General features: G+C 34.3%; 12 protein-coding genes. 9 read left to right on the top strand and 3 right to left on the bottom strand.

Annotation, left to right across the window (positions count from 1 at the left end; genetic code table 11):
* Nucleotides 1–154 precede the first annotated feature (154 nt).
* From chiA to ASE21_RS00860, 3 genes are all read left to right on the top strand, one after another.
* Nucleotides 155–4,888: a T9SS-translocated chitinase ChiA gene (gene chiA / locus ASE21_RS00870; protein ID WP_057120677.1), complete on the top strand. Its 4,734-nt coding sequence runs from the start codon at nucleotides 155–157 to the stop codon at nucleotides 4,886–4,888.
* A 266-nt stretch (nucleotides 4,889–5,154) separates the two neighbouring features.
* Nucleotides 5,155–5,928, top strand: a complete 774-nt coding sequence (locus ASE21_RS00865; RefSeq protein ID WP_057121148.1) for a TlpA family protein disulfide reductase — start codon at nucleotides 5,155–5,157, stop codon at nucleotides 5,926–5,928.
* Nucleotides 5,929–6,068: 140 nt separating this feature from the next.
* On the top strand, nucleotides 6,069–7,688 hold the full coding sequence (locus ASE21_RS00860) for an ABC-F family ATP-binding cassette domain-containing protein (protein ID WP_057120676.1): 1,620 nt from the start codon (nucleotides 6,069–6,071) through the stop codon (nucleotides 7,686–7,688).
* Between the two features lie 146 nt (nucleotides 7,689–7,834).
* On the opposite strand, the gene ASE21_RS21905 is transcribed toward ASE21_RS00860, so the two are convergent.
* Together ASE21_RS21905 and ASE21_RS00855 are read right to left on the bottom strand one after the other, a co-directional pair.
* Complete coding sequence (locus ASE21_RS21905; RefSeq protein WP_165871969.1) at nucleotides 7,835–8,008, bottom strand: hypothetical protein; 174 nt, start codon at nucleotides 8,006–8,008, stop codon at nucleotides 7,835–7,837.
* Nucleotides 8,009–8,102: 94 nt separating this feature from the next.
* The gene (locus tag ASE21_RS00855) at nucleotides 8,103–9,632 is read right to left on the bottom strand and encodes a P-loop ATPase, Sll1717 family (RefSeq protein WP_057120675.1); all 1,530 of its coding nucleotides are present in this window, start codon (nucleotides 9,630–9,632) and stop codon (nucleotides 8,103–8,105) included.
* Between the two features lie 200 nt (nucleotides 9,633–9,832).
* On the opposite strand from ASE21_RS00855, the gene pyrR reads away from it, so the two are divergent.
* The 6 genes from pyrR (at nucleotide 9,833) to ASE21_RS00825 (ending at nucleotide 14,420) form a co-directional block, all read left to right on the top strand.
* Nucleotides 9,833–10,372 (top strand): bifunctional pyr operon transcriptional regulator/uracil phosphoribosyltransferase PyrR, encoded by a 540-nt coding sequence (pyrR, locus tag ASE21_RS00850; RefSeq protein WP_057120674.1) that lies wholly within the window; start codon nucleotides 9,833–9,835, stop codon nucleotides 10,370–10,372.
* A gap of 181 nt (nucleotides 10,373–10,553) precedes the next feature.
* Nucleotides 10,554–11,480 carry an aspartate carbamoyltransferase catalytic subunit gene (locus tag ASE21_RS00845; RefSeq protein WP_057120673.1) on the top strand — a complete coding sequence of 309 codons (927 nt, stop codon included), beginning with the start codon at nucleotides 10,554–10,556 and terminating at the stop codon, nucleotides 11,478–11,480.
* Between the two features lie 222 nt (nucleotides 11,481–11,702).
* Nucleotides 11,703–12,035 carry a hypothetical protein gene (locus ASE21_RS00840; RefSeq protein WP_057120672.1) on the top strand — a complete coding sequence of 111 codons (333 nt, stop codon included), beginning with the start codon at nucleotides 11,703–11,705 and terminating at the stop codon, nucleotides 12,033–12,035.
* A gap of 87 nt (nucleotides 12,036–12,122) precedes the next feature.
* The gene (locus tag ASE21_RS00835) at nucleotides 12,123–13,028 is read left to right on the top strand and encodes a ribonuclease Z (protein WP_057120671.1); all 906 of its coding nucleotides are present in this window, start codon (nucleotides 12,123–12,125) and stop codon (nucleotides 13,026–13,028) included.
* Between the two features lie 75 nt (nucleotides 13,029–13,103).
* On the top strand, nucleotides 13,104–13,748 hold the full coding sequence (pdxH, locus tag ASE21_RS00830; protein WP_057120670.1) for a pyridoxamine 5'-phosphate oxidase: 645 nt from the start codon (nucleotides 13,104–13,106) through the stop codon (nucleotides 13,746–13,748).
* 171 nt (nucleotides 13,749–13,919) lie between these two features.
* The gene (locus ASE21_RS00825; protein ID WP_057120669.1) at nucleotides 13,920–14,420 is read left to right on the top strand and encodes a CAP domain-containing protein; all 501 of its coding nucleotides are present in this window, start codon (nucleotides 13,920–13,922) and stop codon (nucleotides 14,418–14,420) included.
* Between the two features lie 118 nt (nucleotides 14,421–14,538).
* On the opposite strand, the gene ASE21_RS00820 is transcribed toward ASE21_RS00825, so the two are convergent.
* Nucleotides 14,539–16,473, bottom strand: a complete 1,935-nt coding sequence (locus tag ASE21_RS00820) for an OmpA family protein (protein ID WP_057120668.1) — start codon at nucleotides 16,471–16,473, stop codon at nucleotides 14,539–14,541.
* Between the last annotated feature and the right edge of the window lies 1 nt (nucleotide 16,474).

Genomic DNA, 16,474 nt, shown 5'->3' with positions numbered 1-16,474 from the left:
TTATGAAGAATCAGTAATAGTAATATTTATCTATAGAATTTAATTTGAGTTTATTTCCAATCGGCACAGCCTTCCAACCTGTGTTGAGCGAAACCCAGCGGTAGCACTGCTGCGGCCCAATTATTTATTTTCTATTAACCAATATTTATTAATTATGAAACATTATTACAGATTGCTCTTTTTGTTACTGTTTCCCCTGCTTGCGTTGGCACAACCTGCCCACGGAAAAAAAGTAGTGGGATATTATGCACAATGGTCTATTTATGCCCGGGATTTCAATGTCCCGAAAATTGATGGAAGTAAATTGACGCATTTAAATTATTCTTTTTATGGGACAACTTATGATCCTGCCCATCCGGAGAATACAAAATTAAAGTGTTTGGATACCTATGCTGATTTTGAGCATATGGAAGGTGGAATCCCATGGGATGCTCCGGTAAAAGGAAACTTTTATGACTTGAAAAAGTTAAAGGAAAAGTATCCTCATTTAAAAGTTTTAATTTCTGTAGGAGGCTGGACAAAAGGCCAGGATTTATCTCCAATTGCTGCGAGTAGTGTAGCAAGAGCCGCATTGGCTGCAGATATGGCAAACTTCATTGTAACTTATCCTTTTATTGATGGTTTTGATATCGATTGGGAATATCCTCTTTCCGGCGGAACTGATGGTACAGAAATCGTTAACGGTTCGCCTGTTCCTCCGCAAAAATACAGCCCGGACGACAACAAAAATTTAGTGCTTTTATTGAAAGCAATGCGTCAGGCTATGCCAAATAAATTAATCACTATTGCAGCCGGAAACAATGTTAGAAAAGTGGCTCAGCAATATCTTGGACCAAACAACAGATCTCAATACGGAATGACAGAAGACATTTCTACTTATTGTGATTATATCACGTATTTTGGATATGATTTTGGTGGAAACTGGTATGATAAAACATGCTACAATGCTCCTTTATATGCAAGCGGAAATCCAAATGATCCGTTATATGGCGCAACACAGTCTGAATCATTAGATGAATTAACAAATCAATATTTAAACGTAATTGGCTTCCCTGCAAATAAACTAATCATGGGATTACCTTTCTACGGAAAAAAATTCGATCATGTTGCAACTAATTCAACAAACGGATTATTTGTTGCAGCGCCAAGAGATATAGTTCCGGGATGCACCAATCCGCAAAACCCAACAGGAACATGGGATGGTTCTGGAGCTTGTGAAAAATCTGGAAGTATCGAAATTTGCGATTTAGTCGGAAATCCGGTTACAAATTCACATGCTTATTTAGATCCAAATACGATGTTAGTAACGCCATCTGCAGCTTCAGCCGGATGGGTAAGATATTTTGACAATACCACAAAAGTTCCTTATTTATATAATGCTACAACAAAAGAGTTTATCTCTTATGAAGATAAACAATCCATGGATTTAAAAGTACAATATATAAAATCAAAAAATCTGGCCGGAGGTATGATTTGGGAATTATCTCAGGATACAAGAGGCTCTATCCCGAATTCATTATTAACTCAGGTTGATACTTCTTTCGGAAGCGTTGTTCCGGGAACAGTAAGTATTTCCGGTTCTGCAAAAAACGGATCAGCTTTAGTTACAGATGTTACAGTTGAATTACGTAATGCAAGTAATGTCGTAATTCAAACAATAGTTTCTGCTACAGGAAATTTCACATTCAACAGCTTAACTTCTGGACAAAACTATACAGTTTCAGCTTTAAAAGCGACTTATACTTTTACTCCGGTAACTTTGACCAATGTTGTAGTGAACCAAACAGGAGTTGTCATTAACGGAACACAGCCAACTTACACAGTAAGCGGAACAGTTCTTAACGGAAGTACAGGAGTTTCTGGTGTTACAGTTTCTGCAGTTTCAGGAAGTTCAACATTAACAGCAGTTTCAAACGCAAGCGGAGTTTACAGCATTGCAGGTTTAACAGCTGGATTAAATTATACAGTTACTGCTGCAAAAACTGGATTTTCATACACGCCGGCTTCTACAGTTTACAATGCAATAGATTCAAACAAAACATTGAATTTTAGCCAGGGAGCAGCAGTTGTAACTTACACAGTAAGCGGAACAGTTCTTAACGGAAGTACTGCAGTTTCTGGCGTAACAATTACAGCAGCTTCTACAGCAGGAAATGTTACTGCAACGACTAATTCAAGCGGAGCATATACTTTGACTTTGGCTTCTGGCGGAAATTATACCGTAACAGCTGCCTTAACTGGACAAACTTTTACTCCGGCGTCAACGGTTTATTCTAATTTGAATGCCAATAAAACATTAAACTTTGCTCAGGATGTTGTATCAACTTCAAATAAAATCAGCGGAACAGTTAAAAACGGAACAACGCCGGTTGCTGGTGCAAAAGTAGAGATAGTTTTACCATGGACAGATAATACACACAACTGGAAAAGTGTCTTGGCAACAACAGATTCGCAAGGAAAATACAGCTTTGATAATTCAGTTGTAGCAGGTTATACAACAGTTACAAGTTTAAAATTAAACTCTTGGGAAAACGGTGAAACAGCTTATTTTCCAAATAATCTGGCAAACTTCCCAGTTCCTGCAAACCCAACGGTTTATAATTTCAATACAAGTTCTACAGCAAAATCAGCACAAGTTCTGGCAAACCTAATCAGCGGAACAGTTAAAAACGGAACCACTCCGGTTGCTGGTGCAAAAGTAGAGATAGTTTTACCATGGACAGATAATACACATAACTGGAAAAGTGTTTTAGCGACAACAGATGCATCAGGAAATTATACTTTTGATAATTCAGTTGTAGCAGGTTATACACAAATTTTGAGTTTGAAATTAAATACATGGGAAAATGGAGAAGTGACTTATTATCCAAATAACTTAGCCAACTTTGCAGTTCCAACAACTCCAACCGTTTATAATTTCAATAGACAGGCGGTAGTGGCCACTAAGCCGGTGGTTGCTATTACAGCGCCAACAGCTTCGGCGATTGCTATAAATTTAGGATCATCAATTAATTTTGTTGCAACTGTTGGATTAAGTGCTGCTGATGCTACTACAATATCATCTGTTGTATTTAGTTTAGATGGACAAAGCATTAGTGCTTCAAATTCTTCGGGAACTTACACAGCGGTTTGGACACCGGCAGCAAATCAGTTTTCGCTTTCTCATACATTAACCGTTACGGCTACTGCATCAAACGGAACAACAGATTCAAAAACATATAGTTTTACATTAACTTGTTCAGGTGCAAACTGCCCTAATTCACTGCCTGTAATTACTTGGAATTCACCATCGAATACTACTGTGAACCAAAGTTCTTTCCAGGTTGTGCCAATTTCAGTTACAGCTGTTGATAGTGACGGATCTGTTTCTGGTGTTACAATTACAATTAATGGAGGCACATTTAATATGACAGCAGGTACAAATAATACTTATACGTATAATTTTACACCATCTGCTTATCAGGATTATCCAGTTGTTATCAAGGCAACCGATAATAAATCTGCTGTGACGACATTAAACAATACCATTAAAATTGCTCCAATCAGCAATAATAGGTTTATTCCACTTCCTTCAAAAGTAATTTTAGGATATGCTCACTCTTGGGAAAATTCTTCTGCTCCATTTTTATATTTTTCTCAAATAGTTGGCAGCAAATTTAACGTAGTTGATTATGCTTTTATAGAAACAGTTAATCGTGACGGTTATACACCTGTATTAACTACAAACGATACAAGGTATTTGACTAATGGCGTTTTCAATAAGCAGTTATTGAAAAATGATATTAAATCCTTAAGAGACAGCGGCGTTCCTGTTATTGTCTCTATTGGGGGACAAAATGGACATGTTGTTTTAGACAATGTAACTCAGAAAAATATTTTTGTTAACGGTCTGAAAGCAATCATTGACGAGTATCAGTTTGATGGAGTTGATTTAGATTTTGAAGGCGGGTCGATGAATTTTAACGCAGGAAATTTAAGGGATATTTCTTATACGGGAATCTCTGCTTATCCAAGATTAAAAAACATAGTAGATGCCTGTAAAGAATTAAAAACATATTACGGAACCGGATTTTTATTAACTGCGGCTCCGGAAACACAATATGTACAAGGTGGATATTCAACCTATACAGATACTTTTGGTTCCTTCCTGCCAATCATTCAAAACTTACGTAATGAATTGGATTTGTTAGCGGTGCAATTGTATAATACAGGTGGAGAAAACGCATTGGATGGTCAGTATTATGGTTCAGCTAAGAGAGCAAATATGGTGACTGCTTTAACAGATATGCTTGTAAAAGGGTATAACATTGGTACAACCGGAATGCATTTTGATGGTTTACCGCCATCAAAAATCCTAATAGGATTACCTGCTTGTCCAAGTGCTGCGGGTAGTGGTTATATTACTCCGGCTGAAGGAATTAGTGCTTTGAATTATTTAAGAACAGGAACTACTTTTTCAGGAAGAACGTACACGATGCAGCCTGGAGGACCTTATCCTGCTTTGAGAGGTTTAATGACCTGGTCTGTAAACTGGGATGCTTCTTCTTGTGGTAATTCATCTGAATTGTCGAAAGCGTATGCAGCTTATTTTGCATCTCAGTCAGCATCAAAAACATTGGCTCTTGGTGATATTTCGGCAAAAAGCAATGCAACAATAGCGTATTTTAAAAACAATGCACTATCCGTTTCAAATGAAAACGAAGACATTGCTCAGGTTGATGTATTCAACATATTAGGACAAAATTTAGTAAGTCATAAAAATGTTCAGAACAATAAAGAAGTATTGCTTCAGAGTCAGAGTTTCTCAACTAAACAATTGTTTTTAGTGGTGGTAACAGACAAATCAGGAAACAAAAAATCTTTTAAAGTAATGAACTTTTTAAACTAGAATAAAGAAATTGAAAATTAGAAATAAAAAAATTGGGACGGTTAAAATTGAGTTTGGTTATTTATTTTTTAATCTATTTTTATTTCGAATAAATGCATTGAATTAAGGAGATTTGTTATTTGGTTTTCTCCTTGAGGATCGCATTATGAACCTGGTAATTTTATTATCAGGTTTTTTTATTTATAAAGTTTTTCATTTCGGCGAAAGGAGAAATGAAAAAAAACTTTCACTACTTTTGGAATCAAATAAAAATTGTTTCAGATTCCATGCAGAAAACTTTCAGTCTTATTGTATTTCTTTTCACTTTTTTGATAAGTTCGGCCCAAAATAAATTTGGAGATCCGGAAGTAGATCCAATTCAGATTCAAAAAACTTTTGACGGCTGGTCTTCTTATCAAAGTAAAAATATTATGCTTTCCAGAGATTTTACGGCATTAGATGTTTTTTCAAAAGAAATCTCAAAAGAAACTTTTTTAGATCAGCTGGCAAACGGAAACTTTATTCCAATTAGATTAAAATCTGAGGATGGAATTTATGGTTATAAACTCTTCAAAATTCAACCAAAAACCGATACCAGTATAAAAGCAACAATCAATCAAATTGGTTTCGATGCTTTTAAAAATTATAAGATGGAAGGAACTGTTTTTCCTCCTTTTTCATTTAAAGATTTAGATGGAAATCTGGTTACAAACGAATCAATGAAAGGAAAAATAATCGTGATAAAATGCTGGTATATACATTGTACGCCATGCATAAGAGAATTTCCGCAGGTAAATAAACTAACGGACGAATACAAAGACAGGAAAGATATTGTTTTTATAAGTTTGGCAGAAGATTCATCAGATCAATTAAAAGCATTTTTAGCCCGAAAACCTTTATCATATTCTGTAATTCCGGATATGAAAGCATATATGAATGAATCTTTGCAGTTAAATTCATTCCCAACACATTTTATTTTAAATAAAGAAGGATTAATTTCTAAAGTCCTGCCAAATTTCGAAAGCTTAGAAGTAGCGCTGGCTAAAGAAAGTAAGTTGTAGTTGAATTAATCTCGCAAAGTCACTAAGCCGTAATAATCATCTGCGTAAAACAAAACTCCAAAAAAACTTAGCGCCTCAGCATCTTTGCAACTCTGAACCTTTTTCACTACTTTTGCACCAAATTAATTAAAAAGACATTCATGTTAACAGTCAATAATTTATCAGTTCAATTTGGCAAACGAATTTTGTTTGACGAAGTAAATACCACATTCACTCACGGAAATATTTACGGCGTTATTGGAGCCAATGGTGCTGGAAAATCAACTTTTTTAAAAATCATTTCGGGCGATATGGACCCAACTTCTGGCCACATTCATTTGGAGCCGGGAAAACGTATGTCGGTTTTAAACCAGAACCATAATATGTTTGACGAGCATACCGTTTTGGAAACCGTTTTGATGGGAAATAAAGTTTTGTATGCTGTTAAAAAAGAGATGGATGAACTTTATTTAGACTACAACGACAAAAATGCGGACAGAATAGGGGAGCTTCAGGTTCAGTTTGAAGAAATGAACGGATGGAATGCCGATTCTGATGCTGCTGCAATGTTGTCTAACTTAGGAATCAACGAAGACCAGCACTATACTTTGATGGGTGATATGGAAGGAAAAATGAAAGTACGTGTGCTTTTGGCGCAGGCACTTTTCGGAAATCCTGATGTATTGATTATGGATGAGCCTACCAACGATTTGGATTTTGAAACCATTGCCTGGTTAGAAAATTTCCTGGCAAACTATGAAAATACGGTAATCGTGGTATCTCACGACCGTCACTTTTTAGATGCGGTTTGTACACATATTTCTGATATTGATTTCGGAAAAATCAATCACTATTCAGGAAACTATACTTTCTGGTACGAGTCCAGCCAATTAGCGGCGAAACAGCGTGCACAGCAAAACAAAAAAGCAGAAGAGAAGAAACAGGAGCTTGAAGAATTTATTCGTCGTTTTAGCGCAAACGTAGCGAAATCGAAACAGGCAACTTCCCGTAAAAAAATGATTTCGAAATTGAATATTGCCGAAATCAAACCTTCCAGCCGTCGTTATCCTGCAATCATCTTCGATCAGGATCGTGAAGCAGGAGATCAGATCTTAAATGTAGAAAACTTATCTGCTTCTGTAGATGGTGAAGTTCTGTTTAAAGATGTAGATTTGAATATGGCAAAAGGCGACAAAATCGTTCTTTTCTCTAAAGATTCTCGTGCTACAACAGCTTTCTACGAAATTTTAAATGGAAATCAAAAAGCAGATTCAGGAAATTTTGACTGGGGAATTACAACGAACCAGGCTTATCTTCCTGCTGAAAACCATTCTTTCTTTGAAAATGATTTAACTTTAGTTGACTGGCTGCGTCAGTATGCTAAAACGGAAGAAGAGCGTGACGAGGTTTTCATTAGAGGTTTCTTAGGGAAAATGATTTTCTCAGGAGAAGAAGCTTTAAAAACATCTAGAGTTTTATCTGGAGGAGAAAAAGTACGTTGTATGCTTTCCAGAATGATGATGGAGCGTGCAAACGTTTTAATGCTGGACGAACCAACAAACCACTTAGATTTGGAGTCTATTACAGCTTTTAATAACTCGTTGAAAAACTTTAAAGGTTCTGTAATTTTCACAACGCATGACCACGAGTTTGCACAAACCGTAGGTAACCGAATTGTAGAGTTGACGCCAAACGGAGTAATCGACCGTTACATGACATTTGACGAATATCTTGATGATGAAAAGATTCAGGAACAAAGAAAGAAGATGTATAATCTTTAATATTTTAAATTCCAATAATTGAAATTCCAAATTCCAATTTACAATCTTTGACTTTACAATTTTGACAAAGTTTTTCACATCCATAAAAAAATCCCAAACTCCAAGTTTAATTGGAATTTGGGATTTTTTTTATTGATAATTGATAACTATTTACTGCCGAACATTTTGGCAAAGATCCAGATTACAATCGCAATAATAAAGATTACGATAAATATCCCGAATCCCATTCCGGCTTTAAAAATGTCTCCTATAACTTCACAGCTTGTAAATGAAAACAGTATTACGAATACCATTAACAATCTTGTAATTTTATTTTGCATGATTCTGAGTTTTTAAATTTCCATAATAAAATTACTTCACGAATCAGGAAAATGTGTTATAGAATTTTTTGGAAATGTTTTAGGATTTGGATTTTTATTCTCTGTTTTCTTTTAGATTTAATCCTCTTACAAGTCCCTCGTGTACTCGATATTCAGGTGAACTAATAAATCCCTGTGCAGGGTAAAAACATTTGAATTTCCATTCTGTAGATTGTCCTAATTTAAATCCGATAATTGAATTTTCAAATAAAAAACGTAAATGTTCAATCATTTCTGTTTCAGTTAATTCGGGCTTCAACTTTTTTAATTCGTTGTACAAGTCATCTTGAGTAAAATTAGTTGATGAATTATTCTGTAAACTATTTAATAAATCAGTAATCATTGGATTTTGAACACCCCATTCGTCAATAATTTCTTTCTTTAAGTAATCGGAATAACCAGGCTCTGCTTCATATATGCATTCAGAATCTATCACTTCGGAAGTATACTCGGTATCTGAAAAAGGATCTTCTTGCTTATCTCGCATTGAGCTAATTATCTGATTTAAAAAAGCTATAAGGTCTCGTGGACGCATCATAGTTCTTTTTATAATATAGTTTAATGGCTTGGCACGTTGACGCATTTCTCTGTTTTCAAAAATCTCCTCTAAGCTACTATATGTATTTTCTTGATTAGTAGTAGCAAAGTAATTTACTCGAGAAAGAACCATCTTTTGAATAGATATTTTATTCCAATGAAGTAATTGACCACAATCTTCTCTCAATTTATTTGAATCATTTAAACTTAAAACTTCAAAAATATCTTCGCGTAGGAAAACTATTGGACGTACAAAACCTTTATATTGACTTGTTAAAGCATCGCATGCACTTATGAGTCCAGCAATAACTCTTCGTGAACTATCAAATGAAACATCATCCCAAGCTTCGTCAACTCTATCAAAACAAATAAAAACTTTTAGATCACTTTCTTTTTGTGATTGTAATGCTTTTTCTAAGCTATTTATAATATTTTGAATGTTTTCCGAAAGGTGTTGTTGAAGAGTTTCATTCTTTTTTACGTCTTCAAAAGAAACTTCCCCGCCATTTAATTCTATAGAATCAAATGAGCCATCCTCTAAATCAAGACCAGCTTTAGGAAGTTTTAATCCTGATAATGAAAGCAATTTGTTTCCAATAATCTGATAAATTGATGGGACAGGGGAATCAAACAGTTTTTCAAGAAGCTTATGTGCTTTTTCAATTTCTTTTGGAGCAGATTTATTATTTTTAATGTACCAATTTCTAATTGCCTTAATTGTTTCTATTAGGATTATGAATTTCCAAGATTGTCTATATGAGAGAGAATCTGCTTTTTCATTATTTTGAAGTAACGAATGTATATTCCAATTGTAATCATCAAATGATAAGGAAACTAACAAGTCTTTTTCTGAAAGAAAATCTTCTTTTTTCTCAGTTAAATATTTAAAAACTGCAGTTTTACCTGCACCTTTTCTTCCCAAAATTAAAAATGAGAGTGGACTTGAAATTATATTTTTCAATACACCATTATCATAAAAATATTCAGCAAGATTTTCATCTCTCTCAGCTGAGACTTTTCCAAAGTTAACCCAATCTAAAATGTTCATATTTTTTATTTAATACTACAATTATACGTAAGATATTTTAATTTTTAGTAATGTAAATTATAAACTTGAAATTTCTCATTTAATGTTTTTAAATGTAGTTTTTTAAATGTTAATTTTTCAAAATAATATTTCCCCATCTAACACCCCAACAAATAAATTCCAATTCCGTATATTTGCCCAACTAAATAAGTCAGTAAATTATGAGCCAAAAAGTATTACTTAATTCAAAAGAAGTTACTATCATACTCCATCGTTTGGCTTGTCAGTTAATTGAGAAACACTTAGATTTTTCGAATACTATTTTAGTGGGAATTCAGCCTCGCGGTATTTTTTTAGCTGAACGTTTAAAACAAATCTTAGAAGACGAATACAAGGTTCCTGAAATTTCTTTGGGATATCTCGACATCACTTTTTTCAGGGATGATTTTCGCCGTACAGATAAACCTCTTGAAGCCAATAAAACTCAAATCAATTTTATAGTCGAAGACAAAAAAGTCATTTTTATTGATGATGTATTGTTTACCGGAAGAAGTATTCGTTCTGCTTTAACTGCAATTCAGTCTTTTGGAAGACCTTCTGAAATTGAATTATTAGTATTGATTGACAGACGTTTCAGCCGTCATTTACCAATTCAGCCCGATTACCGCGGCCGTCAGGTAGATGCTATTAATGGCGAAAAAGTTATTGTGAGCTGGAAAGAAAATGATGGTGAAGATATTGTTCACTTAGTGACAAATTAAATTTGGTTAATCGTTTAATCGGTTAATTGTTTAATCGATTCATTTCGATTAAACAATTAAAAATAGTTGAAGCGTAATTGTTTATAGATTTAACGGCCAAGAGAGGGCGATTAAACGATAAAACAAATAAACGATTAAACGTCAAAAACGATTAAACAGTAAAAACAGTTAAATATTAAACATGAAAGAATTAAGCGTAGATCATTTATTAGGAATAAAATATATCAATGAGAATGATATTAACCTGATTTTTGAAACGGCAGATCATTTTAAAGAAGTCATAAACCGACCTATTAAAAAAGTTCCTTCATTACGAGATATTACCATTGCCAATATATTTTTCGAAAACAGTACAAGAACAAAACTTTCTTTCGAATTGGCGCAGAAACGTTTATCTGCTGATGTGATCAGTTTTTCTGCAGCTCAGTCATCAGTTAAAAAAGGAGAAACCCTGATTGATACTGTAAATAATATCCTTTCCATGAAAGTTGATATGGTTGTAATGCGCCACTCCAATCCCGGAGCGGCTTATTTTTTATCTAAAAATGTCAAAGCCAGTATTGTAAATGCCGGAGACGGTGCACACGAACATCCAACTCAGGCTTTATTAGACAGTTATTCAATCCGGGAAAAATTAGGCGATGTAGCCGGAAAAAAAGTAGTTATTGTTGGAGATATTTTACACTCCAGAGTAGCTTTATCAAATATATATGCTTTGCAGATGCAGGGTGCGGAAGTAAAAGTATGCGGGCCAAAAACATTAATTCCGAGATATATTGAATCTTTGGGAGTTACGGTTGAACCAAACTTACGTAAAGCTCTTGAATGGTGTGACGTTGCCAATATGCTTCGTGTACAAAATGAACGTATGGATGTCAACTTTTTCCCTTCAACACGTGAATACGCACAGCAGTACGGAGTCGATAAACCGCTTTTGGATTCCCTTGGTAAAGAAATCGTAATCATGCACCCGGGCCCAATAAACAGAGGAGTAGAAATTACTTCTGAAGTTGCTGATTCTGATCATTCTGTAATTTTGAATCAGGTTGAAAATGGTGTAGCGATCAGAATGGCAGTTATTTACCTTTTGGCATCTAAAATACAATAAATTAAGTTTTCAGTCGCAGTCGAAGTTTTCAGTTTATACGTTGTCACCCTGAGCGAAGTCGAAGGGATTTGCACAAGAACATTCTTTTTGAAAAGAGGCTTCGACTTCGCTCAGCCTGACAAACGTGTAACCTGAAACCTTAAACTTGAAACAACAAATAAAAAAACTTCGTACCTTAGCTCTCAGAAAATCAATTTTTATACAAGCCCCATACATTAAAAAATGAAAGTAGATCAAAAAGGACATACCGTTACGATTAAGGATACACAAGGAGATGTAAATGCTTTTTTGGAAAAAGTAACGCAGCAGTTTAAAACCTTTGAAAAACAAAATATTATAATCGATTTATCATCAGATTCTGCTGTAACGGAAAAAGATTTAAAGGCTTTTTTACCACTTTCAAAAGTGCATAAAAAAGCAAAAAAATCATTTGTAATTGTGGCATCCGATCTTGACTTTAATGCTATTTCAGATAAATTGGCTGTTGTTCCTTCACTTTTGGAGGCGCATGATATTATCGAAATGGAAGAAATTGAAAGAGACCTGGGGTTTTAATTTTAGATTTTAGATTGTTGATTTCAGATTTTAGTTCAGCACTCAATCTAAAATTTAAAATCTGAACTCTTAAATCTAAAATTAATAATGAATTTAACTATACTTGGCTGTTATGCCGCAACTCCCAGAACGCTTACAAATCCTACTTCACAGGTTTTAGAAATTAGAAACCGTTTGTTTTTAATTGACTGCGGAGAAGGAACTCAGGTACAGCTTCGAAAAAACAAAATCAAATTTTCTAAGATTAACCACATCTTTATTTCGCATCTTCATGGCGATCATTTGTATGGATTAATTGGAACTATTTCTACTTTCTCACTTTTAGGAAGAACAACCGATTTACATGTTTACGGTCCGAAAGGAATTAAAGAACTAATTCTGCTTCAATTAAAATTAACAGAATCCTGGACAACTTATTCGCTTTTTTTTCATGAATTGGAGTCAAAAGAAAGTGAAGTTATTTTTGAAGATCAGAAAGTAATTGTGAAAACAATTCCGCTTAAACATCGCGTTTATACTAACGGTTATTTATTTCAGGAAAAACCGGCAGAAAGGAAACTAAATGCTGAAGCGGTACAACAATATGGCATTCATGTGGCTTATTATCAAAAAATAAAAAACGGAGGTAATATTACGCTTGATGATGGAAGCGTTATTGAAAATGAAAAACTGACTTTTGATCCTGTCCCGCCAATGAGCTATGCTTTTTGTTCGGATACGGTTTATAACGAAGATATTATACCCATTATAAAAGATGTAGATGTTTTATATCACGAAGCTACATTTTTAAATTCGGAAGCCGCTTTGGCTCAAAAAACTTTACATTCAACTGCTAAAGAAGCAGCAACAATTGCCCTGAAAGCCAATGTAAAACATTTAATTTTAGGACATTATTCAACCCGTTACGACGGAATAGAACCATTTAAAACAGAAGCTTTAGAAGTTTTTCCAAATGTACTTTTAGGAGATGACGGGGTTTCGTTTAATTTTTAAAGATCTAAGATTCTAAGATGCTGAGCTTATTAGTTTTTTGCAGCTTGAAACCTGAAATAAAAAAAACAAAAGAAGATGAACGATTTAAGTAATTACAGAAAGTCTTACGAGAAAAGTGAATTGTTAGAAACTAACATTCCGGAAGATCCCATTAATCTTTTTAAAAGATGGTTTCATGAAGTTGAGGATTTTGGCGGAAGCGGAGAAGTAAATGCCATGACAATTTCGACAATTGGTCTGGATGGATTTCCAAAATCTCGTGTCGTTTTGCTGAAAAAATTCTCCGAAGAAGGATTTATATTTTATACCAATTACGATTCTGAAAAAGGAAAAGCCATTACGGCGAATCCAAATGTGTGTTTGTCATTTTTTTGGCAGGATATGGAGAGACAGGTCATTATAAAAGGAATAGCCCAAAGAACTTCTGAAATTATTTCAGATAATTATTTTGATTCCCGTCCCGAAGGAAGTAAGCTGGGCGCAATTGTTTCTCATCAAAGTGAAGTTATTCCGTCGAGATCTTTTTTAGAAGAAAATCTAAAGAAGTTAGAAGCCGAATTTGAAGGAAAGCCAATCCCAAGACCAGATAACTGGGGAGGATTTGTAGTTACTCCTCTTCAAGTAGAATTTTGGCAGGGAAGACCTAACAGATTACATGACAGAATTCGTTATACCAGCCAATCTGATTTTTCCTGGAAGATTGAACGCCTATCATCTTAGTTTGTAAGATTTTTATGTTTATTTAAAATGAAATAATGTATTTCATCGATTATTTTTGCATTTAACCGATATATTGAATAGTTTTGAAGCATAAATAAGGAGAAATTGTCACATAATAATTTTAAAGAATTTGCCCCAACATTTACTTTAAATCTTTAAACTACTAATGATATGAAAAAGATTATGTGCGCCATGGTGTTCATTGTGATGTCTGTCACAATGAACTCATGCTCTGCAAATAATATAGATGGAAAAAAGAGTAGTGCTGCAACTCCAGAAGCAACTACTAATTACAGCTATAATTCCTCAGAGCTGGAAACAATGAAGTTAATAAACAAATACAGAGTAAGTATTGGTCTAAAAGCATTGCAGATAAACAATTATATTTCTAGTAAATGCGAAGAACACACTCGGTACATGATTAAAAATAATGATCTTAATCACAATGGTTTTGCCTCTCGCTCAAAGAATATTGTAAGTGAGCTTGGTGCTAAAAAAGTGGGAGAAAACGTAGCGTACAATTACCAAACCTCTAAAGCAGCTTTACAAGGCTGGCTGAAAAGCGCTGCACATAAAGAAAATATTGAAGGCGATTATACTCATTTTGGGATTTCAGTTTTAACTGATGCTAACGGAAAGAAATATTATACAAATATATTTGTAAAGATTTAAAAGAAACATTTGAACTGGTTGGTTAGTTTGTTGTTACAATTCCTGAATTGTAATGACGTTTTTATTAAAAAAGCTGTCTGATTTTAGACAGCTTTTTTAAGTTTAAAGTTCTTTTTATTTACAATCCTGTGATAATAAATTCGCTTCTTCGATTCATTTGGTGTTCTGTTTCAGAGCATTCTACATTATCTGAACAGTTATTTACCAATTCTGTTTCTCCATATCCTTTTCCGGATAAACGATTTTTGGCCGCGCCGTTTTTAATAAGCCATTCAATAGTTGATTTTGCTCTACGGTCAGATAATGCCTGATTGTATTGATGCGAGGCCCTGCTGTCTGTATGAGAACGAATATCAAGTTTCATGTTTGGATGTTGATTTAAAACATCTAATATTTTTTCAAGATCCAATGCTGCCGCAGTTGTAATGTCTGATTTATCAAGATCAAAATAGATCATTTTTATATTAAAACATTTCCCAAGATCATCGCCAATCATCACTTTGCAGACTGATTTTTCCAGTGGAATAGTAAGGTCTGTTTTTCCTGTTGTTTTCCCAATAGTAACATTCACCTCTTTAGTAGCATAATCTGGTTTTTCTGCTCTTATATTATAGTTTTTTCCACATTCGACATCAAAATTATATCTTCCGGCAGAATCAGCAATACCGGAATTTTTGGTTTTTTGCATATCATCATATAAAGTTACTTTTGTTCCAGGCAGAATTGCACCGGTTGAAGCATCTGTAATAACTCCGCTTAATTCCTGCATACATTTTAAACGTTTAGTTTCGAGAAATTGGTAAATGTCGTCAGAACCAAGTCCGCCATCCTTATTAGAAGAAAAATAGCCTTTTCTTGAAACAGGATCAATGATATAAGCAAAATCATCTTTAGGAGAATTAATATCGCCGCCAAGGTTTTCAATGCTGCTAATAGATCCGTCCGCTTCAATCTGACCAACAAATACATCCAGTCCTCCGAGTCCGGGATGTCCGTCAGATGCAAAATAAATCTCATTTTCGCTGGTTACATAAGGAAAAGTTTCTTTCCCTTCGGTATTGATTTCTTTTCCGAGATTCTGTGGATTTCCAAAACTTCCGTCAGTGTTAATACTGACCTTATAAATATCAGACTGACCTATTGTTCCCGGCATATCAGATGCAAAATAAAGTATTTTTTCATCCGGACTGAGTGCAGGATGTCCCGTACTATAATTATCACTTGTAAAAGGAAGTGCTTTAATATTAGTCCATTTTCCATTTTCGAGACTGGCTTTGTATATTTTTACAAGGGTATTTTTATTGGCGTCTTTTCCTTTTTTGCCGTTCAAAAAATTATTTCGGGTAAAATAAACCGTATTTCCATCGTTGGTAAAAACCGGAGACGATTCGTGAAAACGTTTATTTATTTCACTTCTTATTTTATTTACCCTGGATATTTCGCCGATCAGGGTGTCAATATCGGCATCATAAATATTGGTATAATATTCACCCGTCCATTTGTGTTTGCGTTTAGAGAAATTTCCGGTATCCCGTGCCGATGCAAAATAGATTTTGTTGTCGTGAATTATGCTTCCATAATCAGAATATTTAGAATTGATGCCGGCATCTTCAATTTTATAACGTCCGGAATTGGCTTTGATTCTGTCCAGATAATCTGCATTTTCTTTATAAAGTCTGGCTCTTGTATCGTTTTTGTATTTGGTATTGAATTGGTTAAGAATTACATCTGCTTTATCCCATTGTCCGGTTGACTTTAAAGACTGTGCATATCGGTAGTAATATTCGGCTTCAGGGGAAGGATTCAAAGCAAAAAGTTCCGAATACCATTTGGCCGAATTTTCAAAATCAGAATTAAAATAATAAGAATTTCCAAGTTTTTTATATAAGTCTTCTGATTTGTATCCTTTTTGGGCAATACGTTCATAAGTTTTAATAGCATCTACATACGCATAACTATCGTATTTTTTATCAGCTAAATTGAGTTTAGACTCCTGACAGAAGCCATAAAAAACATTTAGAATTATAAAACATAAAAGAGTATAGTTTTTCATG

It is taken from the genome of Flavobacterium sp. Root901 (assembly GCF_001429765.1).
Lineage (GTDB): Bacteria > Bacteroidota > Bacteroidia > Flavobacteriales > Flavobacteriaceae > Flavobacterium.
Note: the sequence above shows the minus strand (reverse complement) of the source record. Positions and strands in the feature narration are given on the sequence as shown.